Origin of the sequence: Pseudomonas sp. K5002, from assembly GCF_013386655.1 — a bacterium.
Classification (GTDB): Bacteria; Pseudomonadota; Gammaproteobacteria; order Pseudomonadales; family Pseudomonadaceae; genus Aquipseudomonas.
Window position 1 is genome coordinate 1 of record NZ_JACARK010000210.1, and the last position, 7,656, is coordinate 7,656.

7 protein-coding genes and 1 pseudogene are annotated in these 7,656 nt (G+C 60.6%); all 8 read left to right on the forward strand.

Annotation, left to right across the window (positions count from 1 at the left end):
• Positions 1 to 626, forward strand: a 626-nt coding sequence (locus HX846_RS11585; protein WP_306173114.1) for a chemotaxis protein CheB, incomplete at its 5' end; no start/stop codon positions are given.
• Between the two features lie 51 nt (positions 627 to 677).
• Entirely contained in the window at positions 678 to 1,679 is a 1,002-nt protein-coding gene (locus HX846_RS11590) for a diguanylate cyclase (protein ID WP_003219248.1), read from the forward strand.
• Between the two features lie 247 nt (positions 1,680 to 1,926).
• A protein-coding gene (gene prfB / locus HX846_RS11595) for a peptide chain release factor 2 (RefSeq protein ID WP_096236834.1) occupies positions 1,927 to 3,022 on the forward strand; the annotation gives its coding sequence in 2 pieces (ribosomal slippage) (positions 1,927 to 1,998 and positions 2,000 to 3,022; 1,095 coding nt in all).
• Between the two features lie 78 nt (positions 3,023 to 3,100).
• Positions 3,101 to 4,603 carry a lysine--tRNA ligase gene (gene lysS / locus HX846_RS11600; protein ID WP_003219243.1) on the forward strand — a complete coding sequence of 501 codons (1,503 nt, stop codon included), beginning with the start codon at positions 3,101 to 3,103 and terminating at the stop codon, positions 4,601 to 4,603.
• A 152-nt stretch (positions 4,604 to 4,755) separates the two neighbouring features.
• Positions 4,756 to 5,472 (forward strand): TetR/AcrR family transcriptional regulator, encoded by a 717-nt coding sequence (locus HX846_RS11605; RefSeq protein ID WP_023659125.1) that lies wholly within the window; start codon positions 4,756 to 4,758, stop codon positions 5,470 to 5,472.
• A 16-nt stretch (positions 5,473 to 5,488) separates the two neighbouring features.
• Positions 5,489 to 6,037 carry a hypothetical protein gene (locus HX846_RS11610; RefSeq protein WP_003219239.1) on the forward strand — a complete coding sequence of 183 codons (549 nt, stop codon included), beginning with the start codon at positions 5,489 to 5,491 and terminating at the stop codon, positions 6,035 to 6,037.
• Between the two features lie 21 nt (positions 6,038 to 6,058).
• Entirely contained in the window at positions 6,059 to 7,336 is a 1,278-nt protein-coding gene (locus tag HX846_RS11615) for a flavohemoglobin expression-modulating QEGLA motif protein (protein WP_003219237.1), read from the forward strand.
• A 146-nt stretch (positions 7,337 to 7,482) separates the two neighbouring features.
• Positions 7,483 to 7,656, forward strand: a pseudogene (locus HX846_RS11620) (alpha/beta hydrolase); the annotation flags it as partial.

Here is a 7,656-nt window from a genome sequence, read left to right on the forward strand (position 1 = left end):
TGATTGGCCAGCGTGGCAGCCGCGTGCGGGCCGAGCCTGCGCCCCAGCGGGCCACGGGCAAACGCCAGAGTCTGGTGGCCATCGGTTCGTCCGCAGGCGGCCCGGCTGCCCTGGAATCCCTGCTCAAGGGCTTGCCCCGGGACTTCTCGCCGGCCAGTGTGCTGGTGCAGCATGTGGACCAGGTGTTCGCCGCCGGCATGGCCGAATGGCTGAGCAGTGCCTCGGGCCTGCCGGTGCGCCTGGCCCGGGAAGGCGAGCCGCCCCAAAGCGGTGTCGTGTTGCTGGCGGGCACCAACCATCACATTCGCCTGCTGAAGAACGGCACGCTGGCCTATACCGCCGAACCTGTGAACGAGATTTACCGGCCGTCCATCGACGTGTTTTTCGAGAGCGTCGCCAGCTACTGGAATGGCGATGCCGTTGGCGTGCTGCTGACGGGGATGGGGCGTGATGGCGCCCAGGGACTTAAGTTGATGCGTCAGCAAGGCTACCTGACCATCGCGCAGGACCAGCAAAGCTGTGCTGTTTACGGCATGCCCAAAGCGGCAGCGGCGATTGACGCGGCTGTTGAAATTCGCCCATTGGACAGAATTGCGCCACGATTGCTGGAGGTATTCGCAAAATGACCGATATCACACGCTGTCCTGGCCTGCAGGTAGTAATTCAGGTGACCGTAAATGAATGATTTGCAGCTCGACGACTTCAAGACCGACGAAAACGCCGCCATGGTGCTGCTCGTCGACGACCAGGCGATGATCGGCGAGGCCGTACGCCGGGGCCTGGCCCATGAAGACAATATCGACTTCCACTTTTGCGCCGATCCGCACCAGGCCATTGCCCAGGCGATCCGTATCAAGCCGACGGTGATCCTGCAGGACCTGGTGATGCCGGGTCTCGATGGCCTGACCCTGGTGCGCGAATACCGCAATCACCCGGCGACGCAGAACATCCCGATCATCGTGCTTTCCACCAAGGAAGACCCGCTGATCAAGAGCGCGGCGTTTGCTGCCGGGGCCAACGATTACCTGGTCAAGCTGCCCGATAACATCGAACTGGTGGCGCGCATCCGCTATCACTCGCGCTCCTACATGACCCTGTTGCAACGGGACGCGGCCTACCGGGCGCTGCGGGTCAGCCAACAGCAGTTGCTGGACACCAACCTGGTGCTGCAACGGCTGATGAACTCCGATGGCCTGACCGGGCTGTCCAATCGCCGGCATTTCGACGAATACCTGGAGCTGGAATGGCGCCGCGCCATGCGTGACCAGACCCAACTGTCGCTGCTGATGATCGACGTGGACTTCTTCAAGACCTACAACGACAGTTTCGGCCACCTGGAAGGCGACGAGGCGTTGCGCAAGGTGGCGGCGACCATTCGTGATGCCAGCAGCCGTCCTTCGGATTTGCCGGCGCGTTATGGCGGTGAAGAGTTTGCCCTGGTGCTGCCCAATACCTCGCCGGGCGGTGCGCGGCTGGTGGCCGAGAAGCTGCGCCAGGCGGTGGCGAGCCTGAAAATCCCGCACATTGCCCCGGCAGAAGGGGCGAGCCTGACCATCAGTATTGGCTTGGCGACCATGACCCCGGTGCAGGGCACCGATTGCCGGCAATTGATCTCGGCGGCGGACAAGGGCCTGTACCTGGCCAAGCACAATGGGCGCAATCAGGTGGGGATCGAGTAGGGAATACGGTCTGCGGGATGTCGCAGACCTAATGTGGGAGCGGGCTTGCTCGCGAATGCGGTGTGTCAGTCAATGCATCTGGCGACTGAACCACCGCATTCGCGAGCAAGCCCGCTCCCACATTTGATCTTCATCGCTGTCTGGATGGTGCATATCCCCGCCTTTTCGGCCAAGCGGACTGCCGTTATCAGCCGTTTGTCGTTATACTCGTCGGCTTTCAAAAGTTCGCCAACGAGTGCTGCCCGCCATGGAAATCAACCCGATCCTTAACACCATCAAGGACCTGTCCGAGCGCTCCGAAACTATTCGGGGGTATCTTTGACTACGATCAAAAGCATGAGCGTCTGACCGAAGTCAATCGCGAGCTTGAAGATCCGGCTGTCTGGAACAAACCTGAATATGCCCAGGAACTGGGCCGCGAGCGCGCTGCGCTGGCGCAGATCGTCGACACCCTCGACGAATTGAACACCGGTCTGGGCGATTGCCGCGACCTGCTGGACATGGCCGTCGAAGAAAACGACGAAGGCGCAGTGGGCGATGTCGTCGCCGAGCTGGCCCGTCTCGAGGAAAACCTCGCCAAACTCGAATTCCGCCGCATGTTCAGCCATGAAATGGACCCGAACAACGCCTACCTGGACATCCAGGCCGGTTCCGGCGGCACCGAAGCCCAGGACTGGGCCAACATCCTGTTGCGCATGTACCTGCGCTGGGCCGACAAACGCGGTTTCGACGCGACCATCATGGAACTGTCGGCCGGTGAAGTCGCCGGCATCAAGGGCGCGACCGTGCACATCAAGGGCGAATACGCCTTTGGCTGGCTGCGGACCGAGATCGGCGTACACCGCCTGGTGCGCAAGAGCCCGTTCGACTCCGGCAACCGTCGCCACACGTCGTTCTCCGCCGTTTTCGTCTCGCCAGAGATCGACGACAAGGTGGAAATCGAGATCAACCCGGCAGACCTGCGGATCGACACCTACCGTTCCTCCGGTGCCGGTGGCCAGCACGTAAACACCACCGACTCGGCCGTACGTATTACCCACGTACCGACCAATACCGTGGTGAGCTGCCAGAACGAACGTTCCCAGCACGCGAACAAGGACACCGCCATGAAAATGCTGCGGGCCAAGTTGTACGAGCAGGAAATGCAGAAACGCAACGCCGCGTCCCAGGCGCTGGAAGACACCAAGTCGGATATCGGCTGGGGTCACCAGATCCGCTCGTATGTGCTCGACGCGTCGCGGATCAAGGATCTGCGTACCAACATTGAACGCAGCGACTGCGACAAGGTGCTCGACGGTGATATCGACGAATACCTGGAAGCCAGCCTGAAATCTGGCCTGTAACTCCTTTGTAGGAGCCGGCTTGCCGGCGATCCCCGGCCGCAGGCCGGGGACAACGAACCTGATGGAAAATTTAAAGACATGAGCGACCAACAACTCGACCCGCAAGCCCTGCAACAGGAAGAAAACTCCCTGATCGCCCTGCGCAAGGAAAAGCTTGCTGCCGAGCGCGCCAAGGGCAATGCCTTCCCGAACGACTTCCGCCGCGAAAACTACTGCGATGCCTTGCAGAAACAGTACGCGGACAAGACCAAGGAAGAGCTGGCAGAGGCTGCAATCCCGGTCAAGGTTGCCGGTCGCATCATGCTCAACCGTGGCTCGTTCATGGTGATCCAGGACATGACCGGTCGCATCCAGGTCTACGTCAACCGTAAAACCCTGTCCGAAGAAACCCTGGCCTCGGTGAAAACCTGGGACATGGGCGACATCATTGCCGCCGAAGGCACCCTGGCCCGTTCCGGCAAGGGTGACCTGTACGTTGAAATGACCAGCGTGCGCCTGCTGACCAAATCCCTGCGCCCGCTGCCGGACAAGCACCACGGCCTGACCGACACCGAGCAGCGCTATCGCCAGCGCTACGTTGACCTGATCGTCAACGAAGAAGTGCGCCAGACCTTCCGCGTGCGTTCGCAGGTTATTGCGCACATCCGCAGCTTCCTGATGAAGCGTGACTTCCTCGAAGTTGAAACGCCGATGCTGCAAACCATCCCGGGTGGTGCCGCAGCCAAGCCGTTCGAAACCCACCACAACGCGCTGGACATGGAAATGTTCCTGCGTATTGCGCCTGAGCTGTACCTCAAGCGGCTTGTTGTTGGCGGCTTCGAAAAAGTGTTCGAGATCAACCGCAACTTCCGTAACGAAGGCGTTTCGACTCGTCACAACCCTGAATTCACCATGTTGGAGTTCTACCAGGCCTACGCCGACTACGAAGACAACATGGACCTGACCGAGGAACTGTTCCGCGAACTGGCGCAACTGGTCCTGGGCACCACCGACGTACCATACGGCGACAAGGTGTTCCACTTCGGCGAGCCGTTCGTGCGCCTGTCGGTGTTCGATTCGATCCTCAAGTACAACCCTGAGCTGACCGCCGATGACCTGAACGACATCGACAAGGCCCGCGCCATCGCCAAGAAAGCCGGCGCCAAGGTGCTGGGCTTCGAAGGCCTGGGCAAATTGCAGGTGATGATTTTCGAAGAGCTGGTGGAGCACAAGCTGGAGCAGCCGCACTTCATTACCCAGTACCCGTTCGAAGTGTCGCCGCTGGCCCGTCGCAACGATGACAACCCGAACGTCACCGACCGTTTCGAGCTGTTCATCGGCGGCCGTGAAATCGCCAACGCCTACTCCGAGCTGAACGATGCCGAAGACCAGGCCGAGCGCTTCATGGCCCAGGTGGCCGACAAGGACGCTGGCGACGACGAGGCGATGCACTACGACGCCGACTTCGTACGCGCCCTGGAATACGGCATGCCGCCTACCGCCGGTGAAGGTATCGGCATCGACCGGTTGGTGATGTTGTTGACCAACTCGCCGTCGATCCGTGACGTGATCTTGTTCCCGCACATGCGGCCACAAGCGTAACCGTAGCGAAATCCGAAGCCGCCTTTTATAAGGCGGCTTTTTTATGTGGCGTTTATAAGCGTCAAGTAAACAGCGCCAGGTGATCGTTCCCACGCTCTGCGTGGGAACGCAGCCCGTGACGCTCCGCGTCACACTGTGGAGGAAGATCCGTCGTGAACCGCGTAATGGCTCAAAAGGGTGCCGCCGGCATTGCCGCTGCCGTGGCTGAAAGTGTTCAGTACCAGGGCCGCAAGGCCAGTCGCCGGGGCAGTGAGCAGCGCAGGCAGGACATTCTCGATGCAGCGATGCGCATCGTGGTACGCGAAGGCGTGCGTGCCGTGCGTCACCGTGCGGTGGCGGCGGAAGCCGGTGTGCCGTTGTCGGCCACCACCTATTACTTCAAGGACATCGACGACCTGCTCACCGACACCTTCGCCCAATATGTGGAGCGCAGCGCCGCGTTCATGGGCAAGTTGTGGGTGCGTAATGAAGGCCTGCTGCGCGAGATGGTGGCTTATGGCGACGGCAGCCCGCAGTCGCGCTCGCAACTGGCCGATGACATCGCGCGCCTGACCGCCGATTACGTGCAACGCCAATTGCTCAACCGCCGTGAGCACCTGATGGCCGAGCAGGCGTTTCGCCAGGAAGCGCTGCTGAACCCGCGCCTGGCCGAGCTGGTGCGCTCCCACCAGCAAATCCTGCTGCAGGGCACTTGCCAGTTTTTCCAGGTATTGGGTTCCCGCGAGCCGCAACAGGATGCCAAAGTGTTGACGGCGATTATCGGTCGGATGGAATATCAGGGCCTGCTGGGCGGCGCAGAGCCTCTGACCAGCGAAGAAATGCTTGAGATCCTCAAGCGTTACATGCATTTGGTGTTGGCTTCGGTCTGACACAGGGGATTGTCCAATGAAAGCCTGGCGCGTCGTCGTGATCGCCTTGTCGTTCCTGTTGCTCAGCGGTTGCCTGGTGACCTTCAAGGACCCGTTGCCCGCCAGCGAGGCGGCGCCTGATGGTCTGCTTGGCAAATGGGCCAGCAAAAACGCCTGGGGTGAGCCGCTCAACCTGCAAATCAGCCGCGTCGGTAAGCACCGCTACAAAGCCGTGAGCTACCCTAAGGCCAAGCCGGGCCAGCGGGATGAATACCTGTTCACGGTTTCCCGGCATGGCAGCCGCTGGTATCTGTCGGCGCCATTGCCGGCCAGGTTCGGCGGGCATTACATCCTCGCCGGGTTCGAATTGAATGATGAGCACGAGCTGGTGGTCTACAACCTCGACCTGGATCAGGTCCACCAGGCGGTCGGCCAGAAGGTCCTGAGTGGCAGCACCGTCGAAACCGTCGAGGGTGCCGGTGTGTTGATCGACAGTTCCATGGCCCGGGTATTTGCGTACCTGGATGATCCGGCCAATGCCGATGTGTTCGTCGAAGCCGTGCGCTACCAGCGTGCAGGCAAATAACGTTTAAAGAGGAAGTAACGGGTGGACGATTACCAGCAGACGATACGCGCCTTGTCCGATCGCATTGTGCTGGCGCAAACACCGATTCGCGTCCTCGACGCCGTGAAGTGGGACGAGAATATTCGCCAGGGATTCCTCAAGGCCAAGGGCAAGGAAATGCCGGCGGTGGACCGCGACTACTACCTGACCCGGCCGCTGTCGTTCGATTCCAGCGCGGTGAAGCTGGAGTTCCAGAACATCGAGCGCGACATCACCCGCCAGCTTGGCCAGTTCAACCCGGTCGGGCAGATCATGCGGCGCATGTGCAAGGAGTACCGCATGGTGGTGCGCATGCTCGAAGCGCGGGGCACCGAGGATTTCGGCCTGATCTCCCAGGAGCTGTATGGCGCCGCTTCCGATGCGTTCCATGCCGGTGACCCGACCCTGGCCGACCTCGGCCTGATGATGTCGGACTACCTGAACAATATCGATGGCCGTGGCGACCTCAAGGACGAAGCCAAGACCCTGACCGCCAAGGACGCCGTCAACCTGCTGCAGAGCCGCCTGAACAAGGTATTCGGCGAGGCCGAGGAAACCATCCGGGTGTTCGAGTCCGACGGTATCGTGGCGGATGCGGCGGCAGGTGCCGACTACATCAAGATCCGCGCCGACGCGATGTTCAACGACCGCGACGTGCGCGCCCTGGAGGTCCATGAAGGCCTGGTGCACGTGGGCACCACCCTCAATGGGCAAAACCAGCCGATCTGCACCTTCCTGTCCAAGGGCCCGCCCTCGTCGACCGTGACCCAGGAAGGCCTGGCGATCCTGATGGAAATCATCACCTTCGCCTCCTACCCCAGCCGCCTGCGCAAGCTGACCAACCGCACTCGCGCCATTCATATGGTGGAGCAGGGAGCCGACTTCCTGCAGGTGTTCGAATTCTTCCGCGAGCAGGGGTTCGAGATGGCGGAAAGCTACGGCAACGCCAGCCGGGTTTTCCGTGGGTCGACGCCTACGGGTCTGCCGTTTACCAAGGATTTGTCCTACCTCAAGGGCTTTATCATGGTTTACAACTACATTCAGTTGGCCGTGCGCAAAGGCAAGCTGGAGCAAGTGCCGTTGTTGTTCTGCGGCAAGACCACCCTGGAAGACATGCGTACCCTGCGCCAACTGGTGGACGAAGGCCTGGTGGTGCCACCCAAATACCTGCCGGATCAGTTCCGCGACATGAATGCGTTGGCGGCGTGGATGTGTTTCTCCAACTTCCTCAACCATTTGAGCCTGGACCGGATCGAGGCGGATTACTCCAATATCCTTTAACGATATCTCTGAAGGAACTCAGTCAAAATGTGGGAGCGGGCTTGCTCGCGAATGCGGTGTATCAGCAACAGATGTGNNCCCGCTCCCACCTTTGATCTCCATAGGTCTTCAGGATCGTTCCCAACCCATTCACGAGGCTTCAACGGATGAGAATCCTCGGCATTCTTTGCCTGCTACTGACCCTTAACGGCTGCAGCTCCTTATTGTTCTATCCGGAGCGCGGCATGCCGTTCACCCCGGAAAAGGCTCGCCTGCAATACCGTGACGTCACATTGACCACCGCCGATGGTCTGAAGCTCCACGCCTGGTGGCTGCCGGCC